At 41.4% G+C, this 13,618-nt stretch carries 10 protein-coding genes; 2 read left to right on the top strand and 8 right to left on the bottom strand.

Annotation, left to right across the window (positions count from 1 at the left end; translation table 11 throughout):
• Positions 1-7: 7 nt before the first annotated feature.
• Complete coding sequence (locus E7303_RS01645) at positions 8-1,528, bottom strand: glycoside hydrolase family 32 protein (RefSeq protein ID WP_292143551.1); 1,521 nt, start codon at positions 1,526-1,528, stop codon at positions 8-10.
• Positions 1,529-1,764: 236 nt separating this feature from the next.
• Here E7303_RS01645 and E7303_RS01650 point away from each other — a divergent pair, with 236 nt between their 5' ends.
• Both E7303_RS01650 and clpX read left to right on the top strand, forming a co-directional pair.
• The gene (locus E7303_RS01650) at positions 1,765-2,829 is read left to right on the top strand and encodes a LacI family DNA-binding transcriptional regulator (RefSeq protein ID WP_103868141.1); all 1,065 of its coding nucleotides are present in this window, start codon (positions 1,765-1,767) and stop codon (positions 2,827-2,829) included.
• A 113-nt stretch (positions 2,830-2,942) separates the two neighbouring features.
• Positions 2,943-4,499 carry an ATP-dependent Clp protease ATP-binding subunit ClpX gene (gene clpX / locus E7303_RS01655; protein WP_292143552.1) on the top strand — a complete coding sequence of 519 codons (1,557 nt, stop codon included), beginning with the start codon at positions 2,943-2,945 and terminating at the stop codon, positions 4,497-4,499.
• Positions 4,500-4,600: 101 nt separating this feature from the next.
• Here clpX and E7303_RS01660 read toward each other — a convergent pair whose 3' ends face one another.
• From E7303_RS01660 to E7303_RS01690, 7 genes are all read right to left on the bottom strand, one after another.
• Positions 4,601-6,220 (bottom strand): S1C family serine protease, encoded by a 1,620-nt coding sequence (locus tag E7303_RS01660; protein WP_292143553.1) that lies wholly within the window; start codon positions 6,218-6,220, stop codon positions 4,601-4,603.
• 191 nt (positions 6,221-6,411) lie between these two features.
• Positions 6,412-6,681, bottom strand: coding sequence for a hypothetical protein (locus E7303_RS01665; RefSeq protein ID WP_022772435.1), 270 nt, complete (start codon positions 6,679-6,681; stop codon positions 6,412-6,414).
• Positions 6,662-7,477 carry a phosphatase gene (locus E7303_RS01670; RefSeq protein WP_292143554.1) on the bottom strand — a complete coding sequence of 272 codons (816 nt, stop codon included), beginning with the start codon at positions 7,475-7,477 and terminating at the stop codon, positions 6,662-6,664. The genes E7303_RS01665 and E7303_RS01670 overlap by 20 nt, the downstream gene beginning before the upstream one ends.
• 21 nt (positions 7,478-7,498) lie before the next feature.
• Complete coding sequence (gene galE, locus E7303_RS01675) at positions 7,499-8,515, bottom strand: UDP-glucose 4-epimerase GalE (protein ID WP_292143555.1); 1,017 nt, start codon at positions 8,513-8,515, stop codon at positions 7,499-7,501.
• Positions 8,516-8,684: 169 nt separating this feature from the next.
• Positions 8,685-9,914, bottom strand: a complete 1,230-nt coding sequence (locus E7303_RS01680; RefSeq protein ID WP_292143556.1) for a UTP--glucose-1-phosphate uridylyltransferase — start codon at positions 9,912-9,914, stop codon at positions 8,685-8,687.
• Between the two features lie 153 nt (positions 9,915-10,067).
• Positions 10,068-11,774: a GH25 family lysozyme gene (locus E7303_RS01685; RefSeq protein WP_292143557.1), complete on the bottom strand. Its 1,707-nt coding sequence runs from the start codon at positions 11,772-11,774 to the stop codon at positions 10,068-10,070.
• Between the two features lie 209 nt (positions 11,775-11,983).
• Entirely contained in the window at positions 11,984-13,462 is a 1,479-nt protein-coding gene (locus tag E7303_RS01690; RefSeq protein ID WP_292143558.1) for an L-fucose/L-arabinose isomerase family protein, read from the bottom strand.
• Positions 13,463-13,618 lie beyond the last annotated feature (156 nt).

Below are 13,618 nucleotides of genomic sequence, written 5' to 3' on the forward strand. Positions count from 1 at the left end.
AGCAGTTCTACTTATATGCTCTAATGTTGTCGAATTTTACTTTTGTTCCAACACTAAACACTCCCCAGTCTGATCCCTGCGACATATACATCCTTGTTGTGAAAGCCATTTTCTCATTGACATACATGCAGACAACACCATCTGAAACCAGCATGGAGACATCAAGCTGATCCGATCCTGAAATATCGAAATCGACATAGGACTGTGCCTTTCTCTCCATGATGTTTTCGCCGTTGTAAAACTCAATTCTGTTTGTTGCCCCATTAAATATGATGTTCAATCTCCCCACATTTTCATCATTGGTGTTGAAGCAAAAACCAAACATGCCGTCCTTATCGAATTCCTTTATGGTTGTCTTTATAAGATAACTCCCCAGAAGGTCCCTGAACCCTGCCATCTCATACTGATCTCCTGCAAAAGAGATACTGCCCTCTTCAACAGATGTAGTTTCTGTCATTTTTAACGGCTCTACTACCAGTTCATTAGAAAAGAGCTCTTCGACTTTTGGATTTAATACAGGAAAAAGGCTGCCATCTTCATTCTGTCTCAAAAGATATGTGACCATATTTCCGCCCCAGTCATAGTCCTCTGAGTCTGTGTGCTTCTTTTTGGTTCCATTCCAGCCTACGACATAGAGATTATCCCCATCTGTCTCCATTCGACCGGCGTAAAATCCATTACAGTCAAAAATGTCCTGATCCGGAATTGTAAATGGTCCATCGATACTGTCCGCTATTCTGTAATGTACCAGCCTGTCAGGCCACTGATCAGAAAATGCCAGATACCATTTTCCCTTATATGTAAGAAGTGATGGACATTCCAGATTCGAATCCGTCCCCATGTCATTTTCAAAGAACACGCCGGCATCTTCCCAGCTCTTTAGATCATCTGATGTGAACCTGGCTATAACTCCTATGTTGTCCTTTCTTGTGGCTACCAGCATGTTATAAAGGCCATCTGATTCTACATAGTATACGTAAGGGTCTCTGAAATCGTTTTGTGCATAATTATCACCGGCATACAGCGTATCCTCTGGAATTTTTTCCCAATTCTCCATGTCTGAACTTACGGCGTGCATGACCGCTTCTTTTGGCTCAAACATATCATTATGTCCAGTATAAAAAGCATGGTACTGACCATCCTTCCCCTTAATAACTGATCCGGTACCAAGCGCTATATCCTGATCTTCAACAGATTCCCCATAATTTATGACAACTCCTTTGTCTTCATAAGAAGAGAAATCTGTAGTCTTTATAAGTCCCCAGGGGTGATAGCCCTGTTTACCATCCCTTTGATCAGCCAGATAGAATACATTGTATGTCCCATCGTCATAAAAAGGCATTGTATCACCTACAAGGCCCTCCACCGATGCAGGAAAAATCACATGATCTTCTATGCTCTCCCCCAGGTAGTTTTCTTCCTTAGTTTCCACAGTATCCACTACTTCTTCATTCGTTTTTTCTGCCCCACATCCAACACTTGCCACAGCGAGAATGCCAACCAATACCAAAGCATTTAACCGTTGCATAATTCCTCCTTTGGTGCTTTTGCACTATCTTTTGACAGATTCAATATAGCATTATGTTTCATTTGTATCAACATAAAAGTGCAAATGCCTCACATTTTCGTATAATACTACATTTTTTCTGTTTTATTTTTTGTTTAATATGCACACTTGTTTCTCCAGGAATGTTGCATTTGACACATTCATGTAGCTAAGATATGATATTTTAAGGTCCGACTTTATTTGATTGGGGATACATTATGAGTAAAAGAGTTACTTTACAAGAAATAGCAGATGCTCTCGGAATGTCCAGAAATACTATATCCAGAGCACTTAACAATTCCGGAAGCGTATCCATTGAGACCAGAAACAAGATATGTCAGATGGCAACAGCAATGGGATACAAACAGTTCAATTTGGTTGACACAGCCGTCAACCCTTCCACGTCACTGCCTGCCGCAAATAGCGGAAAAACAGAGATTGCACTGCTTACACATGCTTTTCCCGGAGCTTCGCACTCAGGAAACAAGCTCCTTGAAGCATTTCAAAACAGGATCGATTCTTTGGGGTACAAGCTTTCAATTAATATAATCAAGGATACTGACATTGATAACTTAACCCTTCCTACCAATATAAATCCTGATAATATTGCGGGTATTTTCTGTATAGAAATGTTTTCTGACAAGTACAGTAAATTCCTGTGTGATCTAAATATTCCTATTCTTTTTGTAGACACACCTCTTGTGCAAAAAATATCACTAAATGCAGACACACTCTACATGGAGAATATCACAAGCGTTTATCGCCTCGTAGACTCTTTTATCCAGGAAGGAAAAAAGAACATTTCTTTTGTAGGCGACAGATTTCACTGTCAGTCTTTTTACGAAAGATGGCAGGCATATGTTTCAGCAATGACTGACAACGGAATCAGTATCGAAACCGGCAACAGTATTTTGGAGGATGACTCCATGCCTTACCGTGACATTGACTGGCTTGCTGATAAGATCAGAGCTTTAAATAAAAGGCCGGAGGTTTTCTTTTGTGCCAACGATTTCCTTGCCATATGCACAATTAAAGCCCTTAGGAAACTAGGCTTAAATGTACCTGATGATGTATTGGTATGTGGCTTTGACAATGCACCTGAGGCAACAATTATTGATCCGGGTTTAACAACAGTAAAAATTCACAGCAGTTCAATGGGATATATTGCCGCAGATATTTTACTTTCACGAATTGCTAATCCTCATACTCCATATAAAAAGACCTATATAGAAACCGACATAATCCTTCGTGAGTCCACAGGCTCAGTGCACATCTCTGTCTGAATCAAACATTAGCTCAATCATCTGTTAATAGAATGTTAACTTGTAAGGATGCCCCCGGTGTGCATATAATAACTTCATGGGTTTAGTAGTTTATATTGAAGATTGGAGTAGTTATGACAAATAACAGAGACGACGAATTTGATTTCAGAGAAGTCAAAGACGGCGAGGAATCCGAAGTTGTGGATACTACAACTGATTCAGCTGCCTCTGACGATAAATCTGATAATACATCGAATAATAATGAAGAAAAAACTGAATACGAAGACGTCTGCTTTGTCTGCAGACGTCCTGAGAGCAAAGCTGGCAAGATGTTCCATCTTCCAAACAACATCTGCATCTGCAATGACTGTATGCAGAAGACCATGGATACTGTAAGCCAGTTTGACTATCAGAATCTTTTGAACAATCCAAATCTCATGAATGAGCTCAACAAGAATCAGAATGGATTCCCAGGATTTGGATTCTTTAACATGGACAACAACAATGGTTTCAACATGGGCGGCATACCAAATTCTCAGAAGATCAAGAAAAAAAGCGAGGGCAAGGTAAAACCTGCTTTTGACATCAAGAACATCCCTGCTCCTCACAAGATCAAGGCTAAACTTGATGAGTATGTTATCGGCCAGGATCAGGCCAAAAAGGTTATGTCTGTAGCAGTTTACAACCACTATAAGAGAGTGGCCACAGACACAATGGATGACATTGAAATTGAGAAATCAAACATTCTTTTACTGGGTCCAACAGGAAGCGGAAAAACATATCTTGTTAAGACCCTTGCCAAGCTCCTTGATGTTCCGCTTGCAATTGCTGATGCCACATCCCTTACAGAGGCAGGATACATCGGCGATGATATCGAGAGTGTTGTTAGTAAGCTCCTTGCTGCAGCAGGAAATGATGTAGAAAAGACTGAGCATGGAATTATCTTTATCGATGAAATAGATAAGATTGCCAAGAAAAAGAACACCACATCAAGAGATGTCAGCGGTGAGTCAGTTCAGCAGGGAATGCTCAAACTCCTTGAAGGTTCTAACGTTGAAGTACCTGTAGGCGCCGGCAGCAAAAATGCCATGGTTCCTCTTACCACAGTAAACACCAGAAATATCCTGTTTATCTGCGGCGGTGCTTTCCCTGATCTTGAAGAGATCATTACACAGAGACTTAACAAGCAGACATCAATTGGTTTTGATGCTGACCTTAAGGATAAATATGAAGATGACCCTAACATTCTTTCTAATGTTACAGTCGAAGACCTTAAGAAATTTGGAATGATTCCTGAGTTTCTTGGAAGACTTCCTATTATCTGTACACTTCAGGCCCTTACAAAGGATATGCTTATCAAAATATTAAAAGAGCCTAAGAATGCAATACTTAAACAGTATCAGAAGCTCCTTGCGCTTGATGAAGTTGATCTTCAGTTCGACGACAGTGCACTTGAAGCTATCGCAGAAAAGGCGCTTGAAAAAGATACCGGAGCCAGAGCTCTACGTGCCATCATAGAAGAATTCATGCTTGATATCATGTATGAGATTCCAAAGGATGAGAACATTGGACGCGTAACCATCACAAGAGACTACATCGATGGTAAAGCCTCTCCTCTCATAGAGATCCGCGGTGATTCCATCCAGCCAAAGCTTCCCGTCTTTGATACAAGCCAGGCAACATCTGTTTAAAAAAAGTTCCAATATACTTCAAACAGAATTTAATAATTGTTTAGAAAAAAAATAGACCATATCTTTGATTTTCCAAAGATATGGTCCTTATTTTTTATTTATTAGTGTCCACCGCCCTGCTGCTGGCTGTTTTCACCATTCTGTCCATTCTTGTCATTTGGAAGTGCAGGCTGCTGCTGGCCATTGTACTGGTTTTCACCGGATCCTGCTGCGTTAGAATCTGTGCTGCTTGATGTGCTGGCTGCTTCGCCAAGTGTTACATCAAGAGTTACCTCTGTGTAGCCTGAATCGCTCTGTCTCATTACAGTAATTGAAACAGTTGTGTCCTTTGCGTAGTACTCAAGTCTGCTCTGAAGATCATCCATTGATGTGATTTCTTCTCCATCAAATGCAATGATAACATCACCGCTCTTAATACCTGCATCGGCTGCTCCGCCGCCTTCATATACATCGTGAACAAGTACTCCAAGAGGAATACCATATACTTCATGGATCTCTGAAGGAACGCTTACACCTGAGATTCCAATGTATCCTCTGTCTTCCTCAGATACCTTGCGTTTTGTCTCTTCGTTCATGAGCTTATCGATGATAGGCTTTGCTACTGAAATAGGAATAGCATATCCCATACCTTCTACTGTATCGCCGCCAATCTTGTTGGAGTTGATACCGATAACTTCGCCCTGAATGTTCAAAAGAGCTCCACCTGAGTTACCTGGGTTGATAGCTGCATCTGTCTGAATAAATGTATGTGTTACGCCCTCTTCAGTTTCAACTTCTCTGTTGATAGCTGAAATAACACCTGTTGTAACTGACTGACCATAACCAAGTGCGTTACCGATTGCTATTGCAGGTTCGCCAAGTGTAAGTGAATCGCTGTCTCCAAGAGTTGCAACCTTGATTGAATCAAGTGTATCTGATGAAACCTCATCGATTGATACAGCAATTACCGCAAGGTCCATATCTGAGTCAGATCCCTTAACAACAGCCTCTACTGATGAATCATCATTAAAGATAACTTCAAGGGAATCAGCTCCTTCTACAACATGGTAGTTAGTTGCGATCAAGAGCTCTGTATCATTCTCACCTACAATAATACCACTACCTGAAGCTGTAGCTTCCTGTGTCTGTGTGTATCCAAAGTAGCTTGCTGATGCTGTGTAGTTATTGTGGATAATTACCATTGCTGGCATTACTTCTTCAACTACCTCTGTGACATCAGTTACAACTACTGATGTAGCTGCGCTGGTTGTTGTAGTTTCAACCTTTTTCTCTGTAGCCTGCTCTGTTTCTGTGTTCTCTGAGCTTTCTGCAGTTTGTGTCTCTTCTTCTTTTTCCTGATCCTTAGTTACTTCCTGAGAATTTTCACTTGAAGCTAAAAGTGAAATATGTCTTGAATATGCATAATATCCTGCACCAACACCGCCAACTACCAAAGCAAGTATCAAAACTGCTGCAATAACAATTGCTGCTGTGTTTTTCTTTTTAGGTGGTTTGGGTGGTTCAGGTGTACTTCCAAAATTATTTCCACTATACTGATATGTACCATATGTCTGCTGACCATTTCCATATCCGTATGAGTTCTGACCGCCATATGAATTTTGATTATTTACATAATTATTATTTACATATCCATTTGAAGAAGTACTCTGTTGCCCGTATCCAGATCCATAACTATAAGATCCATAAGAATTGTTCTGTCCGCTTTTATCATCTTCAAACATCTCTATTACCTTCTTCCTTTCTTTTTATGAAATTCAGTATAATTTTATTCTGTGACGGAATTGTGTTCAATTTATAATATAAAAATAATATTTTTTTATAATTTGACAATACCCTTGAAAAGAAATTTCACATAATAATAAGAAAAATCTCACAGGCACCGCCTTGTCAGCAGAGCATGTGAGAATCATTCTCAATAGTCTTCTTCTATTACTTGAATTTCCATATAGTCAAAAGGTACGTCTTCAATAAAGGCATCCTTAGTAAATCTGCACTTGGCATGAATCTGAAAATCTCTAACTATAGGCTTAAGCCATATGGGCTTTGAAAGATCCATTTCATAGCAGGCCTTCTCTATTGAATTCATGACTTTATGTGTTCTGCTGTCTACAGTATCATCACACACGACCATGTCTTTGATCAGGTGATTATCGTCTATAAGTTTAACCCACAACCGAAACATCAGTGAATACCCCGCTGTCTTTAAGTCCTTTCAGGAAAGCTTCCCTGGAGCGGTTTATTATAAGCTCCTGCGGAAAATCTATGCTTTCGAGCATATTTACAGCTTTATCCATATGACCTATCTCGATAGAAATATGTGCATCAGTGTTTATACAGATGCTGACACCAAGCTCTGCGCATCTTTCTGCAATCTTTCTGCAAAGCTCTTTGTGATGTCCTTCAAAAGAAAAACTGTGTTCATTGATCTCTATCGGTTTTTGGAGCTCTTTTGCCCTTAAAAGAACTTCATCAAGTTCAAAGGGAACTCCTGCCCTTCCAATATGTCCAATAAAAAACACCTTGGGATTCTCAAGAGCATTTATGTACATCTGGGTATTCCTTGCGATAGACTCACCAATCGTGTGTCTCTTGGCATGAACACTTGCAATGACATAATCGCATCTGTCAAAAACCATCTTCTGTAAATTCTGAGGTGGATCGTATGTATCACCTATAGTTGATTTTAACACCTCTATATCGTGACCAAACAAGTGACCATCCATGTCAACGATATCTGCTTCACAACCTCTTAAAAGTGTAACCCCCTGCCAATTTCTTGGCCACATATTGGTACAAAAGAGATACTGATAATTCTTGACCTCTTTGTAATCCCCAAACAGCATATCACTGAAGTGATCTGTGCTGCCCAAAAGCGTCATACCCGCTTCCTTCGCTGCTCGTACATTTTCTTCAATAGTTGAATAAGCATGTCTTGAATAAAATGTATGAGTATGTGTGTCACACTCAATTTTGTACATTATAAAACCTCATTTAAATCTTTAATCGTCGTATCCATTTGGATTCTGACTCTGCCATCTCCAAGAATCAGCGCACATTTCCTTGATTCCGTTCTGAGCCTTCCATCCAAGTTCTTTTTCTGCCTTATCAGCATTGGAGTAGCATGTAGCGATATCGCCGGCACGTCTCTCCTTGATAACATAAGGAATCTTAACTCCTGTAGCAGCTTCAAAGTTCTTCACAATGTCAAGAACGCTGTAGCCCACACCTGTTCCAAGGTTGTAGATGTTAAGTCCGCTGCCTGGCTCAAGCTTCTTAAGAGCCTTAACATGTCCGAGAGCAAGGTCTACAACATGGATATAGTCGCGGACGCCTGTTCCGTCCGGAGTATCATAGTCATCACCAAATACGTTGAGCTGTGGAAGCTTTCCAACAGCAACCTGTGTGATATAAGGCATCAGGTTGTTAGGAATTCCGTTAGGGTTCTCACCGATCGTTCCGCTCTTATGTGCTCCGATAGGATTGAAGTATCTAAGAAGAACAACATTCCACTCTGGATCTGCCTTCTGAATATCTGTAAGAACCTGTTCAAGCATTGACTTTGTCCAACCATAAGGGTTTGTGCATGTTCCCTTAGGGCACTCTTCAGTGATCGGAATAAATGCAGGGTTGCCATATACTGTTGCTGATGAAGAGAAGATTATGTTCTTGCAGCCATGCTTTCTCATAACATCTACAAGTGTAAGAGTTCCTGTAATGTTGTTGTCATAGTACTCCCATGGTTTCTGAACAGATTCTCCAACAGCCTTAAGACCTGCAAAATGAATTACGCTGTCGATCTTCTCACTTGAAAAAATCTTCTCAAGTCCTTCTCTGTCTCTTATATCTGCCTCGTAAAATGGTACCTTTTTACCTGTAAGTGCTTCTATTCTTCCAATTACTTTTTTGCTGGAGTTAACAAGGTTATCCATAACTACTACATCGTAGCCTGCATTCTGAAGTTCTACTACTGTATGTGATCCAATATAACCTGCTCCACCCGTTACAAGAATTGCCATAATCCACCTCTTTCTATAAAGCGATGGATATTTTTGTGCGATCGCTCACACAAAAAATCCATCAGAATTTATTTAAACTGCTTGGTTCTTTCTATATATTATGGTCAGCCTTGTTTCTTTTCAACATTCTATTGTTAAATCAAGCTGTCATTTTGTTAACTATTATTTCTTATAGTTCTATGCCACACTTCTTGCAGAGCTCTCTTGCGGACTCTACTGAGTCGATTCCTTCTTTGTTTTTGATAGGTGCGAACTCGTACTCTCTTACTACTTCATATGGAAGGCAGCTGTCAAGTTCGTGGATCATATCAAGAACGAGCTGCTCAAACTTGCAACCGTTTGGCTTCTCAGGCTTTACCAGATTAGCATTCTCATCGATGTATGGAATCTTCTTCTCAACTACGTGAAGAGGAAGTGTCTTTTTAGCGATCTCATTAAGTGCCTTCTCGTTAAAGAGGTAGTTAAGGATTACTCCGTAGTTATATGCAGGATCGCCGTTCTCATCCTTGGCGTCCATCATTTCCTGTGAAAGCTCATAGTACTCAACAATTGATGGCTTGCCATCTTCAAGGCACATAACGCCAACCTTCTCATCAGGAGCATTCTTTCTAACAACCTTTGCACCACAGTCAACTGCTGCATTAACTGTAGCACCTACGAAACAAGGATCTGCTATTCTCTGAAGAACGTTATCTACTGCAAAGATATCGATCCATTCGATGCCCTCTTTTAAAATAAGATCACGAAGACCTGCCTTGAGCATTGATGAATACCAGCCTGCATTTCCGTTAGGTGATGTGGAGATTCTGTTCTTGCCCTCCATATAAACCTTTCCTTCATAGTCAGAAGCAGGTGCCATGTCCTGTTTAAAGAATGTAACCTTTTCCTCAGGATATCCGAAATAGTTGTGCTCCTTAAGGAAGTTTATTGTTGCATCATTGTTCTTTTCACTTGTCATGATAAAGAGTCTTAAGTATGTTCCACCTGCCTGCTTAACTGTATCAAGAAGGTTCTCGATGATTCTCTGGAAAATGTAAACATGCTTGGTAAGTCCGATATCATACATACCCTTTGGATTGTCAGAGCCAAGTCTTGTTCCCATTCCGCCTGCAAGGAGACAAGCTGCTACTTTTCCGGCTTTGATAGTCTCAACACCAATCTTTGTGAACTCTTCTTTTCTCTTTTCAATCTCAGAGATCTGCATTGCTGCAAGTGGAGCAAAGTTTCCTCTTCCCTCGCTCTTACCAAGGTTCTTGCAGTTCTCAAGTACAGCAAAATCTGTCTCATCAATCTGCTGCAAAAGTTCCTTTTTCTCAGCCTCGCTGAGTTCATCGTAGTATTTAAGAACATGTTCCTGACCGAACTGTTCAAGTTTCTTTTTAGCTTCTTCGAAATTCATTAACGTTTCCCTCATCTTTCAAATTATAAAAACTCCAAGGAACATTTTAAGTGATTAGCAGACTTTTTACAAGGTGACAAAAAAGGCATACATACCACGTATTAAATGTGATATGTACGCCTTTAATATTTACGCTTAAATATTCGATAATTATCAGCCTGCTGTAGTTGAAGCAGCTGCTGCAGCATCAGCCTCAGGTGCTGGTGCAGGAGCCGGTGTTCCCGGTGTCCAGCCTGCAGGATCAACTAAGATTCCGTTCTTATCAAATGTGCAGTTTACATTATCAAGAGGTACTGTCACAGATGTGAGCATCTTGCCAGTGTTGCCATCGAAGAATCTCCAGCCTTCTGCTGTCTGTACCCATCCAAGTGTCATATGTCCGTCTGTTGGCTCAAGGTAGTAGGTTCCGTCTGCAATCTTTGCAAGTCCTGTTACCATCTTGCCGTCAGCTCCGAAGTAGTAGGACTGTCCGTCTATCACGTTCCAGCCTGTAACCATCTTGCCATCTGCTCCGAAGTAATATCTGCTTGCTACATCTCCTGACCAGCCAGTCTGCATTACTCCATCATCACCAAAGAGGTAATTAGCTCCCTCTACAGTCTGAAGTCCTGCAAGTGCGGTGTGAGTCTCAGGATTAAAATAGAATCTCTGTCCCTGCTCGTTGGAGTACCAGCCGCTTATAGCAATACCGTCTGCTCCAAACATGTACTTACCTGTTTCAAGTGCATGCATTCCTGTGAGCATTACGCCGTTTCCGTCAAAGAGGTAGAGGTTATTTCCAACCTGTGTAAGTCCAACATGCATTGCATAGTTATCATCAAAGAAGTGGATTCCGTCTTCTAACTGAACAAAGCCCTTCTGGCATACGCCGTCAGCATTGGCATAATAAACACCGGCTTCTCCAAGATTAAGAAGACCTGTGCATCTTACGCCGTTGGCATCAAAGTAAAAACGTGATCCGTCGATATCATTAAATCCAACAGCTGCAAGACCACCTTCAGCTGGCTTAAAGTAGTAGATACCGCTCTCGTCCTGGAACCATCCGGTCTGAACAAATCCATTTTCATCCGTGTGATATCTGCCATTTGCAAGGTTAAGCCATCCGTACTGTTTACGGTAGTTGCTGTAATAATATACATGTCCGCCCCAGCTGTTGAAGCCTTCGCCGATTATTCTGGAGAAATAGTCAACATAAAGGTGGTTAACATCTACTCTTGTAGGGATTCCTGAGTAAGAACCATGGCTGCTTGACTGCCACATTGCATACTCGCCTGCGTAATCACAGGAAGAGTTGTACTGTGCAACCCACTTTGCAGAAGCTACATTAGGCATCCTGTTAAGGAACCAGTTTCTGCTTGCATATACCATTGTCTCGTATCCGTTGGCATTGAGGATACCGCAAAATGTATCCGCAATTGCCTGAAGCTGCGCTGAGCTTAAGTTCTTTTGACAGGAATCTTCTATATCAATTGCTACCGGGAATGTTACTGTATATGGTGCGATCCATGCTAAAACCTGGTTGGCTTCTGCCGCCGCTGCCTCAGGTGTTGTCGCATAAGAATAAATATAGACACCTGTTCTTACACCTGCTGCATTAGCTCCGTTTATATTATTAGCAAACTGCTCATCAAGTCCTTTTTTGGTTGTGCCTACTCTGATCATGGCGAATCTGACGCCTGCTGCCCTGACCTGCTGCCAGTTGATCGCACCCTGATACTTAGAAACGTCGATACCAACTGCCACTTCCGGGCCGGATGCTCCTGCTGCGGCTTTGATTCCAAAGGCAGGAACAAAAGATAGGAATGCTATAACCGCTACTAGCAAACCCATAGAAAAAAAGATTTTTCTAGCTTTTTTCATTTAAAAAACTCCCCTTCAACTTTTTTACAAAACTCTTAACATTTTAATTATAAAGGAAAAGCCACCTTGGAGCAACCTCCAAAGTGGCTTCTATTGTCAATCTGCTATACCCTATACATATAGATCTTCTGCTGCACTAAACTCGAAATAACCTCGTTAAGTGCACAGAAGTGGTGCGTACTAGACTCGATAATACCTCGTCAAGTACTTTACACAAATGGGTTTTCTGTTGGGTATGGAAGTGATGCTGGCTGGTTGTAACCGATTGTCTCAGCGCCAACATACTTAAATACTTCGTAAAGAGCCTTTCCAAAGTGACCAAATGCAACGGCACCATGGTGAGGGAAGTTCTGCTGAATGAGTACATGTCTGTAGAATCTGCCCATCTCAGGAATAGCGAATACACCGATTCCACCGAATGACTGTGTAGCAACAGGAAGAACTTCACCCTGAGCAACATATGCGCGAAGGTGGTTGTCTGATGTGCTCTGCAGTCTGTAGAATGTGATATCACCAGGAATGATATCTCCTTCAAGTGTTCCCTGTGTAACTTCTTCAGGAAGGTTTCTAGCCATGATTCTCTGGAACTTCATCTCACAGCTTGAAAGCTTGCTTGTGCATGTGTTTCCGCAGTGGAAGCCCATGAATGTATCTGTGTGCTTGTAATCAAACTTGCCCTTGATAGACTGCTCATACATGTCAGCAGGAACAGAGTTGTTGATATCAAGAAGTGTAACAGCGTCGTTACTGATGCATGTTCCGATGAACTCACTGATTGCGCCGTAGATATCTACTTCACAAGATACAGGAATTCCGCGGCCTGTAAGTCTTGAGTTTACATAGCAAGGAACGAATCCAAACTGTGTCTGGAATGCAGGCCAGCACTTACCAGCGATACATACATATTTCTTACCGCCTCTGTGCTCTTCGATCCAGTCAAGAAGTGTAATCTCATACTGAGCAAGCTTCTCAAGGATTTCAGGCTTCTTGTTGCCTGCACCAAGGTCTTTTTCCATATCAGCCTTAACATCAGCGATCCTAGGATCTCCGGCATGCTTGTTGAAGCTCTCGAAGAGGTCAAGCTCTGAGTTCTCTTCAATCTCTGCACCCATGTTGTAGATCTGCTGAATAGGAGCGTTACAAGCAAGGAAGTTCATAGGACGAGGCCCAAAGCTGATAACCTTGAGGTCTCTAAGTCCAACGATTGCTCTTGCGATTGGAACGAACTCGTTGATCATCTTTGCACACTCATCAGCTGTTCCAACAGGATACTCTGGAATGTATGCCTTTACTCCACGAAGGTGAAGGTTGTAGCTTGCGTTGAGCATACCGCAGTATGCATCTCCTCTGCCATCAATAAGGTCGCCCTGTGACTCTTCTGCAGCTGCGCAGAACATTACAGGTCCATCAAACTTCTCAGCAAGAAGTGTCTCTGAAATTTCAGGTCCGAAGTTTCCAAGATATACGCAAAGAGCGTTACATCCTGCTTTCTTAACATCTTCAAGAGCCTCAAGTGTCTGAACTTCGCTCTCGATGATGCATACAGGGCACTCATAAACGTCCTTATCCCCAAACGCTTTCTTGTAGGCTTCAGCCAAAGCCTTTCTTCTGTTTACAGCAAGTGATGCTGGGAAGCAGTCACGGCTTACTGCAACAAGTCCAATTTTTACTTCTGGAATGTTAATCATAAAAATCCCCTTTCTCGCGTAAAACGCTTAAAACTTATATTGTTTTCCCCTAATTATTTTATTTGCATCTAAAATATTATCTGTCATTGCTGACTAAAATACAATCTTGCAAAATGTAGAAAAACACTTCACTTTTTTATTCATATTGTACGCAAT

The organism is Butyrivibrio sp. (assembly GCF_015056685.1).
Taxonomy (GTDB): domain Bacteria; phylum Bacillota; class Clostridia; order Lachnospirales; family Lachnospiraceae; genus Butyrivibrio.

Coding starts and splice junctions, on each gene's coding strand:
- E7303_RS01650 (WP_103868141.1), top strand. CDS start 1,765: ATGAGTAAAAGAGTTACTTTACAAGAAATAGCAGATGCTCTCGGAATG.
- clpX (WP_292143552.1), top strand. CDS start 2,943: ATGACAAATAACAGAGACGACGAATTTGATTTCAGAGAAGTCAAAGAC.
- E7303_RS01690 (WP_292143558.1), bottom strand. CDS start 13,462: ATGATTAACATTCCAGAAGTAAAAATTGGACTTGTTGCAGTAAGCCGT.
- E7303_RS01680 (WP_292143556.1), bottom strand. CDS start 9,914: ATGAATTTCGAAGAAGCTAAAAAGAAACTTGAACAGTTCGGTCAGGAA.
- E7303_RS01660 (WP_292143553.1), bottom strand. CDS start 6,220: ATGTTTGAAGATGATAAAAGCGGACAGAACAATTCTTATGGATCTTAT.
- E7303_RS01665 (WP_022772435.1), bottom strand. CDS start 6,681: ATGTTTCGGTTGTGGGTTAAACTTATAGACGATAATCACCTGATCAAA.
- E7303_RS01670 (WP_292143554.1), bottom strand. CDS start 7,477: ATGTACAAAATTGAGTGTGACACACATACTCATACATTTTATTCAAGA.
- galE (WP_292143555.1), bottom strand. CDS start 8,515: ATGGCAATTCTTGTAACGGGTGGAGCAGGTTATATTGGATCACATACA.
- E7303_RS01645 (WP_292143551.1), bottom strand. CDS start 1,528: ATGCAACGGTTAAATGCTTTGGTATTGGTTGGCATTCTCGCTGTGGCA.
- E7303_RS01685 (WP_292143557.1), bottom strand. CDS start 11,774: ATGAAAAAAGCTAGAAAAATCTTTTTTTCTATGGGTTTGCTAGTAGCG.